This window comes from Chelativorans sp. AA-79, from assembly GCF_029457495.1.
Classification (GTDB): Bacteria; Pseudomonadota; Alphaproteobacteria; order Rhizobiales; family Rhizobiaceae; genus Chelativorans.
Genome location: NZ_CP120362.1, coordinates 109,222 through 122,755, shown reverse-complemented (window position 1 = coordinate 122,755; position 13,534 = coordinate 109,222). Strand labels below are relative to the sequence as shown.

Here is a 13,534-nt window from a genome sequence, read left to right as displayed (position 1 = left end):
GTCAATCTCCTTCGCGTAGGTCTGGTTCCCCGAGGGTTTAGCTCCGCGCCATGTCAAGCTTCTCGACCAAGGCTTCATTTACCTCGATGCCTAGGCCGGGGCGCTCCGGTGGTGCGATGAAGCCATCGGTCTGCGTGATCGGGATATCCACCAGCTCGGTCTGCACCGAAACCGGGAAGGGCTTCAGCTCCAAGAGCTTCGTATTGGGCGAGGCGATCGAGAGGTGCAGGCTGGCCGAAGTAGTGATCGCCGTGCTCCAGGCATGTGCGTTCATGGCGATGCCGGCGCGGCTCGCCAGTTCGTCCACGCGTAGGAAGCCCGAAATGCCTTCGACCCGCCCGGGGTCGACCCCAAGCACATCGGCCACTCCCGTCTCGATCAGGTTCGCATAGTCTCCAACCGTGAATTCACGCTCGCCCATGGCGATCGGCACATCGACCGCGGCTTTCAAGGCGCGATGGGCCTCGATGCGCGTAGGATGAAAAGGCTCCTCCACCCAGCCGATCCTATACTCCGCCATCTGCTTGATGACGTTGATCGCGGTGCAACGGTCCCATTTCACCCCGTGGCCGATATCGACCATGATGTCGAAATCGGAGCCAACGGCTGCGCGCAAGTCGCGGATGAACACCACGTCGTTCTTGGGATCCCGGCCGATATTGGACAGGCCTTTCTTGCCGAAACCCAACTTGACGCCCTGGAAGCCGGCTTGCTTGAAGCCGAGCACCTCTTCGATGTTTTCCTGGTTTGTGGCTTTGTTAACGTGATTGGCTGCGAACGCGGGCATGCGGTCGCGCGCCTTGCCGCCGAAAAGCTGGTAGAGCGGCTTGCCCTGCAGCTTTCCCTCGATGTCCCACAAGGCCATGTCGAGAGCGGAGTAGGCGAAGCAGGCGATCCCACCTTCGCCATACCACCAGCAATGGGCTCGCATCATACGCCAGCTCTCAGCCACCGAAATATCGCCCGCATCAATCAGCAATGGCGCGAATGCCTCATCGATCAACAGCTTTGTGGCGCGGCAGGCTTCGGGCCACATGGCGATGCCTTCGCCCCATCCCACGACGCCGTCGCTGGTCTCCACCCGGGCCAGCACGGTGAGCCGCCATTCGCCGTGGTCATTGGAGTCCGGGTAGCGCAACACCCAGGATTGGACATCAGCGATCCGCATGCTTGCCTCTCCTCACTCCCTGACACTCACTGACCGGCTTTGTTGACTATCATCGTCCCGACTGGTAAGTCAACAAGTGGTCATACCATTTTCAGAGACGCTGCAGATGTCGCTACTGGCCAGTATTGAGGAGAAGCCCATCCGGCGCGAAGCGGTGAGCAGCATCGTTGTCGACCGACTCATGGGATTCGTGAAAGCCGGCGAACTGTCCGCAGGCGATAGGCTACCGTCTGAGCGCGACCTTGCGTCGAGTTTCGGCGTCAGTCGGCCGACGATCCGCGAGGCGCTGAAGGTTCTGGCCGCGTTGGGCGTGGTGGAAATAAGGCATGGCGGCGGCGTGTTCGTTTCGACGCTGAGCGCTTCCGACCTCCTGCGGCCACTCACCTTCTTTCTGTCGCTGGAGGACGTCACCGTCGAAAAGCTGTATGCCGCGCGGAGACTGATCGAAGCTGAAATCGCTGCGCTCGCGGCACGGTCGGCAACCGAAGCCGATATTTCGGTGCTTCGAAAATTGTTGTCCGTCCAGACGGAAACGGTAGACCAGGCGGAACGCTACAGGGAGGTCGACACCGACTTCCACGCCAAGCTCGCCGACATCGCCGACAATCCTTTCCTTGGCCGCGCCGCCCAGAGCCTCAACATTCTTGGTCTCGAGTTCAGAAAGATCGCCTCCGAGACGCCCGCCGTCTTGGCCGGGTCCATCAAGGATCACGGAAAAATAGTCGCGGCGATCGAAGAGCGCGATCCGGAAGCCTGCCGCAAGGCGATGGCCGATCACATGGATTTCGTACTGAAAACGACACGATTGGCAATGGAAGGCAGGCATGGCTGATCAAGGACACGGTCGCCTCAGGCGACCGACAGTGGATGACATCCGGTCCAGCGGATTTTCGACACCGTGGGACGCACCCATGGTGCCGCCCTTCCCGTTCCGGTTCAGGAATACGGAAATCCTGACGCTCTACTGGCGCACTGACCCCGACGCGATGGCGTTTCTCCTGCCGCCGCCGTTGGAGCCGTTCGGCGACATTGCCTGTGCCCACATCTACAAGATGAACGATACCGACTGGCTCGGCCCCTATAGCGAGGCGAACTTCATGTTCGGCGCGGCGCTGAACGGCAAGCCGCTCGGCGCCTACTCGCCTTACCTCGTTCTGTCGTCCGATGTCGGCGTCGCCCACGGTCGGGAAGTCCACGGGCAACCCAAGAAGCTCGGCCACCCTGCAATAGAGTTCCGCGGAGACCTGATCGTCGGGCGTGTCGAACGCAATGGCATCGATGTTCTCACGGGGACGCTGGCCTACAAGCAGAAAAGCACGACGCCCGAAGCGCTGAAGCCGCATTTCGATTTCGCCACCAATGTCAACCTGAAGGCGATCGATCACATCGACGGACGGCCCGCGATACGGCAGCTCGCCTCGCGCAGGCTTGCGGACGTTACGGTCCACGAAGGCTGGGTCGGCCCCTGCACGGTCGAATTGCGACCCAACGCCCAGCTTCCCGCTTTCAGATTGCCGGTGCTCGAGCCGCTGGAAGGCTTCTTCTGGAGGGCCGATTTCACGCTCGTTCAGGGCGAGATCATCCACGACTATCTGCAGGAGTCTCCATGACCAAGAGGGTTGTGGTCTCCGATTACACCTTTCCCGCTCTTGTCCAGGAGGAAGAGGCCGCCCGCGCCGAAGGCGCCGAGTTCGAGGCTTTCCAGTGCAAGGATGCCAGAAGCGTGGCGGATGCGGTCGCAGGCGCGGATGTCGTGGCCGTCCAGTTCGCGCCCTTTACCGCGGACGCCGCCTCCGCCGTCGCGCCGGGGGCAACGATCATCCGATACGGAGTCGGCTACGACAACATCGACATCGCCGCGGCAATGAACCGGCAACTGAAAGTCGGCTACGTCCCCGACTACTGCGCGGACGAAGTCGCCGACCACACGGCAGCTGTGGCGCTCGCCCTGCTCAGGAAACTGTTTCCGCTCGACGCGTCTGTCAGGCGGCACGAGTGGGCGGCGGTCAAGGTCGCAAAGCCGATCAAGCCGTTCTCCCGGACCGTGTTCGGTTTCTTCGGCATGGGACAGATCGGCCGGGCCGTCCTCGAACGCCTGAAAGGGTTCGGTTTTCGGTTTGCCGCGGCCGATCCGGGCCTCACCCCGGAGGCGGCGGTCAGCCTGGGTGTGCGCCTTGTCGATGCGGATACGCTCCTTTCGACGGCGGACATCATTTCCCTGCATGCGCCCGCGACCCGCCAGACCATCGGCTTTTTCAATGCCGAGCGGCTGAAGCGGATGCAGCCGCACGCGATGATCGTCAATTCGGCGCGCGGCCAGCTCATCGTCGAGGAAGACCTGGCGAATGCGCTGAATGAAGGGACGATCGCGGGCGCCGCGCTCGATGTGTTCGCGGACGAACCGCTGCCGGCCGCCTCACCGCTGCGTTCCGCGCGTGGCCTCATACTCAGTCCGCATGCCGCCTGGTATTCGGACGCTGCAATCGACCGGCTTCAACGTCTCGTCGCCGACGACATCGCACGGGCCCTGCGCGGCGAGCCTCCGCGCAGGCCAGTACCGGTCTCATAAAGCCGAAAAGTCAGGAAAACACATGAAACTCTTGCGCGTTGGACCGCAGGGCGCCGAAAGGCCGGCATTGCTCGACGAGGACGGGATCCTGTGTGATCTCTCCGCAATCGTTCCCGACATTGCCGGCGAAACGCTTTCGGCTGAGGCCCTCGACAGGCTGCGGACGCTGGATGCGGGCAGATTGCCTCGGCTGGATGACGCCGTCAGGATCGGCCCGTGCGTCGGCGATGTCGGCAAGTTCATATGTATCGGCCTGAACTATTCCGACCACGCCGCCGAGACCGGGGCCGAGCCTCCGTCCGAGCCGATCCTCTTCTTCAAGGCGACCACGGCGATCTGCGGACCGAATGACGAGGTGCTGATTCCGCGCGGGTCGGAAAAAACCGACTGGGAGGTCGAACTCGGCGTCGTGATCGGGAAACGGGCGAGCTACGTCGCCAGGGAGCAGGCATTCGAGCACGTTGAAGGCGACTGCGTGGTCAACGACGTCTCCGAGCGGGCATTTCAGATCGAACGCGGCGGTCAATGGGTCAAGGGCAAGTCGGCGGACACTTTCGGCCCGATCGGTCCCTGGCTGGTCACCCGCGACGAGATCGAGGACCCCCAGAACCTGGATGTGTGGCTCGAGGTCGACGGCAAGCGATATCAGGAGGGTTCGACGAGAACCATGATTTTCGGCGTCGACTATCTCGTCCACTATATTTCGCAGTTCATGACGCTGATGCTCGGAGACATCATTTCCACGGGAACCCCACCGGGCGTCGGGCTCGGGCAGAAACCTCCGGTGTTCCTGCGGGCCGGGCAGGAAATGGCGCTTGGCATCTCCGGCTTGGGCACACAGCGGCAGAAGGTGGGGCAGGCATGACCCAGCCCGGCCGCAATGAGGGTATCGCGGCTCGCGCGCCGGTCGAAATCGGAATCATAGGAGCCGGATGGTGGGCCTGTCAGGCCTATATTCCGCGACTGCTCAACCATCCGGACGTCTCAGGCGTGGCAGTCATGCGTCGCGACGAGCGGGCGCTCGCGAAGATCGCCGAGACGTTCGGAACGGATCTGCTGTTCACCGACGCCGCGCAGATGCTGGAGCAACGCAGGCTTGGCGGCGTCATCGTCGCCTCGCCCCATCACCTGCACGCCGAGCATGCGCTCATGTGCATCCGGAAAGGCCTGCCGGTCATGATCGAGAAGCCGATGGCCGTATCGTCCGCCGATGCCAGATCGATCATCGATGCCGCCGACAGGCAAGGGGTGCCGGTCATCGTTCCCTACGGCTGGAACTTCAAGCCGATGACCGACACGGCATATCGCCTGATCCGGGAGGGATGGGTGGGAGAGATACGGCACGTCTCGGTCCACATGGCCTCCGCCCTGAAGGACCTGTTCGCCGGGAAGCCGCCGGAGCGGACGAAGGATCACCTGTTCCGGCCGCCGGCCTCGACATGGTCCGATCACGAACGCGCCGGCGGCTACGGCTGGGGCCAGCTCACGCATGCGCTCGGCGTCCTGTTTCGCCTGGTCGACCTCGACCCGGCAAGCGTGTTCGCGAGGGCGGGAACTTCTCCGACCGGCGTGGACTACTACGACGCAGCCGTCGTCCAGATGGAGAACGGCGCGACGATGACGCTGTCCGGCGCGGCCACCCTGCCAAATCCGCGGCGCTTCCAGCTGGATATCCGGATATTCGGCGAGGACGGCGTGCTGTTGTACGATATCGAGCGGGCACGCGTGGAGGCGCTCCGGCATGACGGTCGGTCCAGGATCGAGCCGCTGTCGCCCGATGCCGGCGAATACGAGACCGACGGCGCGCTCGGCCGCTTCGTCGATCTGTGCATGGGCCGCAACGTCGAGAACCCTGCAAGCCCGGTTATCGGGTACAGGGCCACGCGGCTCATCGACGCGATGTATCGCTCCCTCGCCAGCGGCCGCATGGAGCCGGCCTGATGCGGCTGAGCGTGGCCAGTTGGAGTTTCGCCCATTGCACGCTGCGGGAGGCCGCCCGCATCGCTTCGGCCATCGGGGTCGACGGGATCGATCTGGGCTACATCCACAGGCCGGCCATCGACCGAAAACGACTGCTGGCCAATCCGGAACTCTGCGCCGAGGCTGTCCTCGGCCAGTTGTCGCTGACGCCCGCCACGCTGTTCCACCGCTTCGGCGACAGCCGCGAGGACCGAAACCTTGCATTGGGTGACAATGCCGAAAACCGGCAGGATTTCGGCGCGGTCCTTCGCTTCGCCGGGAAAGCACGCATCGAAACGGTGATGGTGCTGCCCGGGATCGTCAATTCCGGACAGTCGCGAGCGCAGGCGATCGAACAGGCCTCGCGGGCACTTGCGCCGCTCACGGATATGGCATCCGAATGGAGAGTCACGCTCTGCGTCGAACCGCATGTCGGGTCCTGCATCGAAAGCCCGGCGCAAACGGGCGAACTGCTGGGAAAGGTTCCGGGCCTCAAGCTCACGCTCGATCCAGCGCATTTCATCATGCAGGGATACGCCCAGTCCGAAATCCTGGCGCTGCTGCCGGCGAGCGCCGGCCTTCATCTACGGCCGGCGCGTCCGGGCGCGATGCAGACACGGTTTCACGACGGCACGATCAACTTCCACGCGCTGTTCGGCGCGCTCCGCGAGGCAGGCTTCCAGGGCTGGCTGTCGCTGGAAGCGCTGCATCAGACCTACATGAACACGATGACCGAAGATGTCCTGACGGAGACGCTTCTGATGCGGGACGCGTTCCGGTCCTGGGTGTCGGCTGAAAACAGGGAGGATTAGGCAATGGCCGAACTGAGGGGCAGGCGAGCCCTCGTCACCGGCGCCCGACGCGGCATCGGCGCCAGGATCGCCGAGGAACTCGCAAAGGCGGGCGCGTCGGTCGCAGTCTGCGGCCGCAACGCCGGCGACTGCCAGGCCGTGGTCGACCGTATCGCCAGTGCCGGCGGCCACGCGTTCGATCATCGATTGGACATGACCGAGTTGGAAAAGATCGGGCGGGCAGTACATTCGGCCGCCGAAAGGCTGGGCGGTCTCGACCTCATCGTGAACAATGCCGGCACGATCGATCCGATGGGCGCGATTGGCGCGCTCGACCCCCTTCAGTTCCATCGAACGATGCTCATCAACGTCTCGGGGGCTTTCGCGGTGGTAAACGCCGGCTGGACGTATCTCAGGAAAAATCGCGGGCGTGTGATCAATCTTTCTTCGGGTGCGGCGTCCGCGCCGATGGAAGGGTGGGCGGCTTATTGCTCCAGCAAGGCCGCGCTGCTGATGTTGACCCGCTCCATCGCCATCGAGGGCATGGCGGATGACATCCGCGCCTTCGCCTTTGTGCCCGGACTGGTCGACACCGACATGCAGGGTGCGATCCGGGAAGCCAACATCAATCGCGTCTCCAAGGTTCCACGGGAAGATCTGTTGCCGGCCGAGAAGCCGGCAAGGATGGCCGTCTGGCTGGCATCGGGTGCGGCAGATGGCCTGTCGGGCCAAACGGTGGATATCCGCGATCCTCAGATACAGGCGTTAATTCACAATCAGGAGCACAAATGACGCAGTATGCTTGGGTTCTGCAAATCCGACCGGGCTACGAGGACGAATACCGGCGACGCCATTCCGTCGTTTGGCCAGAGATGGAGGCCGCGCTCAGGGCGGCGGGCGTGCGGAACTATTCCATCTTCCGTTACGGCCTCACGCTCTTTGGGTATTTCGAGTGCGACGACGTTCCGGCAATGGTCCGGTCCCTGCGATCTTCCGATGTTTCCAAGCGCTGGCGCGACTACATGGAGCCCTGCATCAACTACGACGTCGATCCCAGCACCAATTATCCCTACCTGCTGCCGCTGATCTGGCACATGGACTGAATCAGTTCAGGCGTTGCCCTGACGTCCGGTCGAATGCGTGCAGCCTGCCAGGCCGAACAGCCAGCCGAAGGACGTCTCCGACACTAAAGTCCCGCCTTTCCCGAAACGAAGCGAGCAGCTCGCAATCCGCTCCATTGAGGACGATGAACGTTTCCGGTCCGGTCGGCTCGACCACCGCCACCTCGAACTCGGCACCGTCGTCGTGGACGACGATATCCTCCGGCCTCACGCCCAGCGTGACCAGCGTGCCGTCGTCGATCTGAAGGCCGGGGCAGTCGACATCGAGCGCACCGGCCCTGAGGGACGAGCCGTGCTTCGTCGCGGCAATGAAGTTCATGCTCGGCGATCCGATGAAGCCGGCCACGAATTCATTGGCGGGCCGATCATATAGTTCGAGCGGTCTGCCGACCTGTTCTATCCTGCCGTCCCGCAGCACGACGATGCGATCGGCCATGGTCATGGCTTCGACCTGGTCATGCGTCACATAGACGGTGGTGGTCTTCAGGCTCTGGTGGAGCTGCTTGATTTCCGTGCGCATCTTGACGCGCAGCTTCGCGTCGAGATTGGACAACGGTTCGTCGAAGAGAAACACCTGCGGCTTGCGCACGATCGCCCTGCCCATCGCCACGCGCTGACGCTGGCCGCCGGACAGAGCCTTTGGCTGACGGTCCAGATATTCGGACAGCCCGAGCGTGCTGGCCGCCGAATCGACCCTCTCGCGAATGACGCTGCCGCTCTCCCCGGACAGCCGCAGCGCGAAGCTCATATTCTCCTCGACGCTCATGTTGGGGTAGAGTGCGTAGCTCTGAAACACCATGGCGATGTCACGGTCTTTCGGCGCGACGCTGTTCACCACCTTGCCGTCGATCGCGATCTCTCCCGACGAGATCGCCTCGAGCCCGGCGAGCATGCGCAGCAATGTGGACTTGCCGCAGCCCGACGGGCCTACCAGGGCAACGAACTCGCCATTTCCGATGGTCAGATCCACGCCGTGGATGACGCCTACGGCGCCAAAGCTTTTCCGGACGCTCCGGAGCTCGACTTGCGCCATGAGCCGGCCTCCCTCCTAAAACAACATCGTGCGCTGCTCGCTGAACATGACCTGCCGGGCGAGCAGGTCGTTCTGGCGCATGTAGAGTTCCCATCGCAGTTCGGAGAACTGCGGATCGTTCCAGAGATTCCGAAACTCCCCCGGATCGTTTTCCAGATCGAACAGCTCGAACAAGTTGTGGCTGTGATAGCTGATGAGCTTGTAGCGGCCGTCGAACGTCATCGTCGCGCGCGTATGGTCGGGAGTGTATTTCTTCCCCATCGCGTCGATGAATTCGCACAACACCATTTCCTTATGGAAGTGCGGTTCCGCCTCGCCCGTCAGGATGGGCAGCAGCGACCTGCCCTGCATGGACCAGGGAATTTCGATATCCGCGGCGTCGAGCAGTGTCGGCGCGATGTCGATCGCCTCGGTCAGTGCGTCGCTGATGAGGCCCCTGCGCGCGCCGGCCGGCCAATGCACGATCATCGGCACCCGCACCGCTCCTTCGAAGAAGCGCGCGCCTTTCAGCAGCAGGCCATGATCGCCCAGCATTTCGCCGTGATCGCTGGTGAAGATGAAGATGGTGTTGTCGAGCTGGCCGGTGGCCTCGAGTTCCGCGTAGATCGCTCCCACAGCGTCATCGAGATGCTCGATCATGGCATAGTAGGCGGCCTTGAAGGCCTTGCCGTAATATTCGCGCGGCACGCCCTTGTGATTTGCGAACTTCCCGTCCGGAAACCGGTGCTCGTCGGCGCCGCGCGGATGGTACTTGCGCGGATCCACCGGAAAATGCGTCTGATGCTGGATGTTGGCAAAGTGCTCCTGGCGTTCGAGGTCGCTCTCCTCGAAAAGCGGGTCAGGCAGTGCTTCGGGATCGTACCGGTCCAGATATTCCCGTGGCGGATCGAACGGATGGTGCGGGGCGAAAGGATTGAGCGACAGCATCCATGGCCGGTCGCTGTTGGCCCTGATGAAGCTGCAGGCGCTTTCCGATATCCAGGTCGTCTGGTGCAGCTCCGCGGGCACGCCCGGGCCGATTAGCGCGTCGACATCCTCGAACAGCTTGAAGGGATCATGTCCCTTCGCGCGCAGCCAGTGATGGTAGGCATTATTGAATGAAGTCCCGTCCTCGGGCCTCGGCATGTTGCTCCACAGGAACACGTCGTAGCCGTCATCGCCCCGCTTTTCCGCGCCTCCCTGCGCGCCGGTGAGATGAAGCTTGCCCATCAGCCCGCACAGATAGCCGTTGTCGGCCAGCAGCTTCGTCACGAGCGTCTCGGATTCCGGCCATCGGCCTATCCCGTTGCTGAGCACTCCGTGACTGCGTGGATATCTTCCTGTCAGGAAACTGGCCCGGCTCGGGGTGCAGATCGGGCTTTGGACATAATGCCTCGTGAAGGCCACGCCGCCTCGAACGAGGCGGTCGATGGCGGGCGTCCGAATATGAGGATTTCCCAGCGACGCGATCGTATCGAAGCGTTGCTGGTCGGTACAGAACCACACGATGTTCGGCTTCTTCTTTTGATCGTCGCGTGAATCGGACAAGCAACCCTCCATCCACTTGGAATGCATTCCAAATTTTCCCGAGCCCTATCATGGGCTTCGGTCAGTAGCAATATGGTTTTCCGCAATTTCAGGCTTGCCATGATTTCTAAATTCAGGATAGTGGTTGGAATGCATTCCAACAGGAGATGTCATTGACTGTCCAGATCGATCTCAAGGACAAGGTCGTTGTTGTCACGGGCGCCGCAGGCGGGATCGGCCGCGCAATTTGCGCGCGCCTGGCAGCGGCAGGGGCGTCGCTGCTGCTCACCGACCTCGATCAGTCCGGCTTGGAGCGCGCCGCCGCCTCTCTGGCCGGGGTACCGGAGACTCAAAAGGCTTCCGTCGGCAGCCATGCGGCGGATCTCGGCGATCCGAAAGTCGGCCATACGCTCGTGGAGGCGACGCTGGCGCGTTTCGGGCGCGTCGACGCGGTCGTCAATGCGGGGGCGGTCCTGAGGCGGACGGAGTTCCTGGATGTCGAGGACGCGGTGCTGAGCGAGTCGCTGAACGTGAACCTCGCAAGCATCTTCCGCATCTGTCAGGCCGCGGTACCGGTCATGCTGAAAGCCGGGACCGGCGCGTTCGTGAATTTCACCAGCCCGTCGGCGTTCACCGGCGGCCGCGTCGGGGCGGTCCATTACGGCGCCGCCAAGGCCGGCGTGATCACGCTGACGCGCGGTCTCGCGGTCCAGTTCGGTTCCGAGGGAATTCGAGCGAATGTGCTTTGCCCCGGAACCACCGCGACGCCGATGATCATCGGCGCCTTGAGCGACGAGCAGCTTGGCACGCATCTGCGCGGCGTGCCGATGGGCCGCCTCGCGGAGCCGGTCGAGATCGCCAACGGCGTTCTCTTCCTGCTCAGCGATCTCGCTTCCTTCGTCAACGGCGCGGTGCTGACCGTCGACGGCGGCGCATCCCTGCGACCGTAGGCGGGAAGCGGCGATGTCCACCCAGCCGAGGATCAAGGACGTTGCGGCAAGGGCTGGCGTCGCCGTGGGCACGGTTTCGCGCGTCCTCAACAATCAGGGCAATGCCAGCGAGGAAGCCCGGCGCAAGGTCCTCAAGGCGATCGAGGAGCTGAACTATCAGCCCAATGCGTGGGCGCGAAATCTCAGGACCGGCCGTTCGCGGAACATCGGCTATTGCGTTCGCGATATTTCCAATCCGCTGTTCTCTACTGCAGCCGTCGCCATCGAGCGCGTGCTGGACGCGGAAGGGCTTTCGCTGCTCATCCGCAACAGTTTCGACCATCCCGAACGCGAGCTCAAAATCGTTCGCTCGTTTCTTGAACAGGATGTGGACGGTCTGATCCTGAGCCCGAGCATCGACAGCGGCGCACATATCGTCGAGATGGCGGCCGCGCGCGGTGTCCCTGTCGCCGTGCTCGATCGTGAATCGCCGGCGCCGAGCGTTCGGGTCATGACGGATCACGTGACCGGCGTGGAGCAAGCCACAAAATATCTCCTGGATCTCGGGCACCGCGACATCGCGATAATCACGGGAAGCCAGAATGTTTCCGCAGGACGGGCCCGCGTGGCGGGATACGAACGGGCTTTCGAAGCCAGGCACATCCCGGTGAACAGGAACTTGGTCTTCCACGGCTCGTTCAGCCGCGAATATGGAGAGAAAGCTGGCACCGCGTTGCTGCGGCGCGATAATCGCCCCACCGCGATCATCACCGGCGGCACGCCGCTGCTTTTAGGCCTCCTCCCGGTGATCAATTCCTGCGCCCTTTCAATACCGGACGATCTTTCGATCATCTGCTGCGACGACATCGACATCACCCAGCTCTACCGCCCGCCGATAACGGTCGTGCGTCGCGACATCGCGCGGGTCGGACGCTTAGCCGCCGAGGCCATTGTCGCCCTCCTGTCGGGCCACTCGGAGCTGGCCGGCGCGGTCCACAACATTCCAACGGAACTCGTCGTCAGGGAATCCTGCGCGCCGCCCGGCGAGGTTCGGCCGCCGATTGAACGGCAACAGCTTTAAGACTCAGGCGCGCGCATTGTAAGGGAGGAAGTAATGACTCGTTTCAACGCAACCAGATCGATGATGCTAGGATTGGGGGGCGCCGTTCTTTTCGGCCTTGCGACCCTGGGCTCGTCCGCACAGACCCAGGAGCTCCAGGTCTGGAAGTACGGTAGCCCGAAGGCCGAGCGGGACTATTTCACCAAGATCAACGAGGGTTTCCCGGGAGGGAAGGTAACCTGGGAATCGCAGGACTGGGAAACGCGCGCGCAGGGAATTTCGACGGCGACGATAGCCGGAAACCTTCCCGACGTGCTTGCCGCCGACAACACGGTCCTCGGCAAAATCGCCGAGGCTGGCGCTGTCTTGCCGCTCGACGAGATCGCTGCCGACAAGGTTGTGGGCTGGGCCGCCAACTATCCCAAGGAGTTGTGGGAGCTCGGAAAATATGGCGGCAAGTCCTACGGCATGTCCACCTTCGTCGATCTGAGCCCGGTGATCATCTACAACGCGGCCATGCTCGAGGCCGCAGGCGTCCAGCCCCCCAGAACATGGAGCCAGTTGCGGGCGGCGGCCAAGGCGCTCAACAAGGATGGCGTCGCCGGCATCGTCTTCGCGGCGAGCACCACGACACTCGACACCGACATCATCCAGTCCATCATATCGGTGAATGGCGGACGTTGGCTGGATCACGACGGGAAGCCCGCAATGGGCGGTCAGGCGCTGGTTGACACTTTCCAGCTTGTCAAGGATCTGACCCAATATGCGCCACAGGGGATCGTCGACGCGAATTTCCGTGACGCTCTTCAGCTCTTCTACCAGGGGAGAGCGGCTATGGTCATCACCAAGTCCTTCGCGCCGATCATCCAGACGGACTACGAGGTTCCCGCGGATTTTCCGGCGGTCATGATCAGCTTCCCCAAGCCGGACAAGGTGACGGGCAGCTTCCCTTCGGCGTCCTTTGAAGCCCACGCTCCCTTCCTTTTCCTCGTGACGTCGCAGACCGACGACAAGGAACTCGCGGTCGAATATCTCGACTACTGGTTCGACCCCAAGCAGCACTACGGCTGGGATGGCTCCGAGGTTAAGGGCCGGGTTCCCACCGCGCACGCGATGCTCCGGTCGGAGGGATTCAAGCAGCAATATCCCGCGCTTGCCGCCGCCTACGAGGAAGGCACGCTGTTCGACAACGTCGTCAGCATCCCCTTCTTCCCCGAATATCCGGACCTGCGGCGCAGCTTCAGCGAGGCCCTGCAGGGCGTGGTGCTCGGCGTCGTGACGCCCGAGCAGGCGGCGGCTGACGTGGAGAACGCGACCAAGGCGGCCATCGCTAAGTGACTTGCAAAACCCGGCGCCGCGGCCGATCGCGGCGCCGGCTTTTTGGTCGAAGGAGCACGC

At 62.9% G+C, this 13,534-nt stretch carries 14 protein-coding genes; 11 read left to right on the top strand and 3 right to left on the bottom strand.

What is annotated here, in order from left to right; genetic code table 11:
* Positions 1–37 precede the first annotated feature (37 nt).
* Positions 38–1,168 (bottom strand): mandelate racemase/muconate lactonizing enzyme family protein, encoded by a 1,131-nt coding sequence (locus tag PVE73_RS26500; protein ID WP_277367604.1) that lies wholly within the window; start codon positions 1,166–1,168, stop codon positions 38–40.
* A 106-nt stretch (positions 1,169–1,274) separates the two neighbouring features.
* Here PVE73_RS26500 and PVE73_RS26495 point away from each other — a divergent pair, with 106 nt between their 5' ends.
* From PVE73_RS26495 to PVE73_RS26460, 8 genes are read left to right on the top strand one after another with little or no spacing between them, the layout of a single operon-like run.
* A complete protein-coding gene (locus PVE73_RS26495) occupies positions 1,275–2,000 on the top strand; it encodes a FadR/GntR family transcriptional regulator (RefSeq protein ID WP_277367603.1) in 726 nt (241 codons plus the stop codon).
* A 31-nt stretch (positions 2,001–2,031) separates the two neighbouring features.
* A complete protein-coding gene (locus PVE73_RS26490) occupies positions 2,032–2,778 on the top strand; it encodes an acetoacetate decarboxylase (protein WP_277367602.1) in 747 nt (248 codons plus the stop codon).
* On the top strand, positions 2,775–3,737 hold the full coding sequence (locus tag PVE73_RS26485) for a C-terminal binding protein (RefSeq protein ID WP_277367601.1): 963 nt from the start codon (positions 2,775–2,777) through the stop codon (positions 3,735–3,737). The genes PVE73_RS26490 and PVE73_RS26485 overlap by 4 nt, the downstream gene beginning before the upstream one ends.
* A 22-nt stretch (positions 3,738–3,759) precedes the next feature.
* Positions 3,760–4,602, top strand: a complete 843-nt coding sequence (locus PVE73_RS26480; RefSeq protein ID WP_277367600.1) for a fumarylacetoacetate hydrolase family protein — start codon at positions 3,760–3,762, stop codon at positions 4,600–4,602.
* Positions 4,599–5,678, top strand: a complete 1,080-nt coding sequence (locus tag PVE73_RS26475; RefSeq protein ID WP_277367767.1) for a Gfo/Idh/MocA family oxidoreductase — start codon at positions 4,599–4,601, stop codon at positions 5,676–5,678. The genes PVE73_RS26480 and PVE73_RS26475 overlap by 4 nt, the downstream gene beginning before the upstream one ends.
* Positions 5,678–6,508, top strand: a complete 831-nt coding sequence (locus PVE73_RS26470; RefSeq protein WP_277367766.1) for a sugar phosphate isomerase/epimerase — start codon at positions 5,678–5,680, stop codon at positions 6,506–6,508. Before PVE73_RS26475 ends, PVE73_RS26470 begins: the two co-directional genes overlap by 1 nt.
* A 3-nt stretch (positions 6,509–6,511) precedes the next feature.
* Positions 6,512–7,279, top strand: a complete 768-nt coding sequence (locus PVE73_RS26465) for an SDR family oxidoreductase (RefSeq protein ID WP_277367765.1) — start codon at positions 6,512–6,514, stop codon at positions 7,277–7,279.
* Positions 7,276–7,590 (top strand): L-rhamnose mutarotase, encoded by a 315-nt coding sequence (locus PVE73_RS26460; protein WP_277367764.1) that lies wholly within the window; start codon positions 7,276–7,278, stop codon positions 7,588–7,590. Before PVE73_RS26465 ends, PVE73_RS26460 begins: the two co-directional genes overlap by 4 nt.
* A 1-nt stretch (position 7,591) precedes the next feature.
* On the opposite strand, the gene ugpC is transcribed toward PVE73_RS26460, so the two are convergent.
* Both ugpC and PVE73_RS26450 read right to left on the bottom strand, forming a co-directional pair.
* Positions 7,592–8,641: a sn-glycerol-3-phosphate ABC transporter ATP-binding protein UgpC gene (gene ugpC / locus PVE73_RS26455; protein ID WP_277367763.1), complete on the bottom strand. Its 1,050-nt coding sequence runs from the start codon at positions 8,639–8,641 to the stop codon at positions 7,592–7,594.
* Between the two features lie 15 nt (positions 8,642–8,656).
* A complete protein-coding gene (locus tag PVE73_RS26450) occupies positions 8,657–10,180 on the bottom strand; it encodes a sulfatase-like hydrolase/transferase (RefSeq protein WP_277367773.1) in 1,524 nt (507 codons plus the stop codon).
* A gap of 140 nt (positions 10,181–10,320) precedes the next feature.
* Here PVE73_RS26450 and PVE73_RS26445 point away from each other — a divergent pair, with 140 nt between their 5' ends.
* From PVE73_RS26445 to PVE73_RS26435, 3 genes are read left to right on the top strand one after another with little or no spacing between them, the layout of a single operon-like run.
* Positions 10,321–11,097 carry an SDR family NAD(P)-dependent oxidoreductase gene (locus PVE73_RS26445; protein ID WP_158083542.1) on the top strand — a complete coding sequence of 259 codons (777 nt, stop codon included), beginning with the start codon at positions 10,321–10,323 and terminating at the stop codon, positions 11,095–11,097.
* 13 nt (positions 11,098–11,110) lie between these two features.
* Positions 11,111–12,157, top strand: coding sequence for a LacI family DNA-binding transcriptional regulator (locus PVE73_RS26440; protein ID WP_277367762.1), 1,047 nt, complete (start codon positions 11,111–11,113; stop codon positions 12,155–12,157).
* A 33-nt stretch (positions 12,158–12,190) separates the two neighbouring features.
* Complete coding sequence (locus PVE73_RS26435; protein WP_277367761.1) at positions 12,191–13,474, top strand: extracellular solute-binding protein; 1,284 nt, start codon at positions 12,191–12,193, stop codon at positions 13,472–13,474.
* The last annotated feature ends 60 nt before the right edge of the window (positions 13,475–13,534 follow it).

What these genes read in the sequence shown, in the direction of transcription:
- PVE73_RS26500 (WP_277367604.1), bottom strand. Translation starts at nt 1,168, where the DNA reads ATGCGGATCGCTGATGTCCAATCCTGGGTGTTGCGCTACCCGGACTCC.
- PVE73_RS26495 (WP_277367603.1), top strand. Translation starts at nt 1,275, where the DNA reads ATGTCGCTACTGGCCAGTATTGAGGAGAAGCCCATCCGGCGCGAAGCG.
- PVE73_RS26485 (WP_277367601.1), top strand. Translation starts at nt 2,775, where the DNA reads ATGACCAAGAGGGTTGTGGTCTCCGATTACACCTTTCCCGCTCTTGTC.
- PVE73_RS26480 (WP_277367600.1), top strand. Translation starts at nt 3,760, where the DNA reads ATGAAACTCTTGCGCGTTGGACCGCAGGGCGCCGAAAGGCCGGCATTG.
- PVE73_RS26475 (WP_277367767.1), top strand. Translation starts at nt 4,599, where the DNA reads ATGACCCAGCCCGGCCGCAATGAGGGTATCGCGGCTCGCGCGCCGGTC.
- PVE73_RS26470 (WP_277367766.1), top strand. Translation starts at nt 5,678, where the DNA reads ATGCGGCTGAGCGTGGCCAGTTGGAGTTTCGCCCATTGCACGCTGCGG.
- PVE73_RS26465 (WP_277367765.1), top strand. Translation starts at nt 6,512, where the DNA reads ATGGCCGAACTGAGGGGCAGGCGAGCCCTCGTCACCGGCGCCCGACGC.
- PVE73_RS26460 (WP_277367764.1), top strand. Translation starts at nt 7,276, where the DNA reads ATGACGCAGTATGCTTGGGTTCTGCAAATCCGACCGGGCTACGAGGAC.
- ugpC (WP_277367763.1), bottom strand. Translation starts at nt 8,641, where the DNA reads ATGGCGCAAGTCGAGCTCCGGAGCGTCCGGAAAAGCTTTGGCGCCGTA.
- PVE73_RS26450 (WP_277367773.1), bottom strand. Translation starts at nt 10,180, where the DNA reads ATGGAGGGTTGCTTGTCCGATTCACGCGACGATCAAAAGAAGAAGCCG.
- PVE73_RS26440 (WP_277367762.1), top strand. Translation starts at nt 11,111, where the DNA reads ATGTCCACCCAGCCGAGGATCAAGGACGTTGCGGCAAGGGCTGGCGTC.
- PVE73_RS26435 (WP_277367761.1), top strand. Translation starts at nt 12,191, where the DNA reads ATGACTCGTTTCAACGCAACCAGATCGATGATGCTAGGATTGGGGGGC.